Origin of the sequence: Syntrophomonas sp. DTU019, from assembly GCA_913757435.1 — a bacterium.
Lineage (GTDB): Bacteria > Bacillota > Syntrophomonadia > Syntrophomonadales > Syntrophomonadaceae > DTU019.
This window is the reverse complement of the sequence record CAJYDM010000013.1, coordinates 1-2,319: the sequence shown is the minus strand read 5'-3', so window position 1 is coordinate 2,319 and position 2,319 is coordinate 1. Positions and strand designations below refer to the sequence as shown.

Here is a 2,319-nt window from a genome sequence, read left to right as displayed (position 1 = left end):
AGTGTCTTTATCTTCGGGACCAGAATCAGATTCACTGCCTGAATCACTAAGAGTATCTTCGCTTGGTTCGTCTGATTCTTTTGAATCTTCTGGAAAAGGCTTTTCGTCGGATTCTTTTGAATCTTTGCTTGGTTCTTCTGGTGATTCGTCTAGTTCTTTACTCGGTTCTTCTGAAGAAGATTCATCGGCCAGGAGTTTATCCGAAGATGTTTTACTAGAACAAGTCTCAGTTTCGTCTGTTGTATGACTTCTCGATGATTTACCGCCACTTTCCCCGATTTTATCGAGTTCTCCGACCGTATCTTCAGATTCTTTGCCGGATTCTCCCACCGGTTTATCGGGTTTCTTGTCGGATTTTCTTTTTGATATGATTGTCAAAGCTTTTTCGGCGCGGGATTTGGTTTTTACTGATGGGGTTGATTTCTCTGGGTTGAGTGTGCCTTTATCTCCTTCTACCGGTTCTGGCGGCATTGACTCCAGAAGCTCTTTGATTTCAGGAATCGTTAGGATTTCCTCTACCACATCAAGAACTTCCTCGGTTGAGGCTGCCGCCTTGCCGATATCGACATAGGGCGCGGCCAGTTTGATCAATCTGGTGATCTTGGGGTCTACCTTGGGGATTTGGCCCACTACTGAGTAAGCGACCAATCCTCCCAAGAATGCCTGGCTTCCAGTCCCGTAGTCTTTACGGTGATTAAAGATGTAGTTATTGTTGAATTTCAACCACCTTCCAGCTCCGGGAAGGACTTCTGATATGGCAGCTTCGATTCTGCCGTCTTCTATGATGTTTGTTAAATGCTGAAAGATGGGTCCTTTCTTGCAAGCTTTTTTCCAGGCTGTAAGGGATGTGTAGCGAATGTGCGAGCCTTCGTGTGCTGTGCAAGCCTTATAAAAAAGATAAAGTTCAGCGAGGCTGGCCTTCACTCCCGGAATAATACTGTCCCGAGGATTTAAGGTCACGGTGTTTTTGATATCAGTGGCGATTCTATCGCCAAAGATAATGTATGCTTTCCTGTTCCCGGAAAGCGCGCGGAGAATGTTCTCCATGCGCGTCCTGAGAATCTCAAAAAAGTGGCGGTCTAGCTTCATGACTACCTCCTATAATCTCATTTCAATCAAATCCTTAACCTGGGTGCGCTCAGATGCGCTCTCTAAAGATTCAGTCAAACATGAGATGATGATTTCTTTTTGAGAGGCAATCCCCATAGAGATTTCCTCCGCTGCTCTAAGAAGTGATCTTAAAGATATACAGTTCTCGGACAGGGTGGCTCCTGTGGGGCTGTATACTGATTCGTATAATGCCTCGTATATATCAGCCAGTTTTCTCGCGGTATCTTCGGCAACTCTTTCTTGCAGCAATTCCATAAGGGTTTCGCGGGAAACACCTTGTACCTGGATGCCACGGAAACGGTCCCTGAAGGCGTTGTTTAAAGGTCTGGTTCCCATGTAGCCTACGTTCATAGCTGCAACCAGTCTAAAGTCTGGGTGGGCTTTTACTTCGCCCAGACCTGATACAGTGATGGTGCGCTGCCAATCTAATAAGGTGTGGAGAATGGAAGTTACTTCGGGAATTAAGACATTGATTTCATCTATGAGTATCAATTCACCGTTAGTAATGGCTTCTAATAGGACACCCGGTTCGTGGGCTACCCTCATGGTGGCGTTTCCGCCAGAGAGTTGCCTTAGTTCTTCGACAGTCAGGGGTTCGCCAACTTTGGCGCAGTTTACCCCGATCTTGGCGATAAGTTTTGCGGGGGCGGTTTCTTCTGGAATCAATGTCTTGCAGCCTAACAAATAATCTGCATTAATATCTATACCGCCGGAGATTCTGCAAATAGGGAGATGTAGAATCTCAGCTAAGGCTTCTACCAGAGTGGATTTTCCCGAGCCTTTGGGTCCCATCAAGAGGGGCGGCGACCAAGTATCGTACAACAAGGCTGATACTGCATAGGTGACTTCCGCGTTTTGAGGGATGTAGTTTACGTTTTGGGGAATGCGGAGCTTTTGTTCACCAGTAAGTCTTTGTTCCTGCCGTTCCCGAAATGCGATGACTTTATCTAAAAGTGTTTTCGGCAACCGGAAGCGGCGCAACGATTTATGTTTTTCGGGGATATCTATTTCTGTCGGGATTGGGTCGGGGCCTTCGATTGAAAGCTCTACGGTTTGAAACTTACCAGGACGGGGCATGAATTCCTGAGTGAGGTCTTTAGTGGCCCAGAACTGGTCTGGTTCCCCAATAAGGTCGATTTGGCAGGGGCCACTATTATAAAGGATGTCTGATATTGCCAAGTGCCAACAGGCGTTGGCGTAATTGCTTTT

General features: G+C 46.6%; 2 protein-coding genes. Both read right to left on the bottom strand.

Going from position 1 to position 2,319, the window contains the following annotated elements; genetic code table 11:
- Positions 1–1,089, bottom strand: a 1,089-nt coding sequence (locus AC15IQ_RS15295) for a hypothetical protein (protein WP_483180354.1), incomplete at its 3' end; no start/stop codon positions are given.
- Between the two features lie 9 nt (positions 1,090–1,098).
- Positions 1,099–2,319: AAA family ATPase (locus AC15IQ_RS15290; RefSeq protein ID WP_483180353.1), on the bottom strand; the 1,221-nt coding region annotated here is incomplete at its 5' end.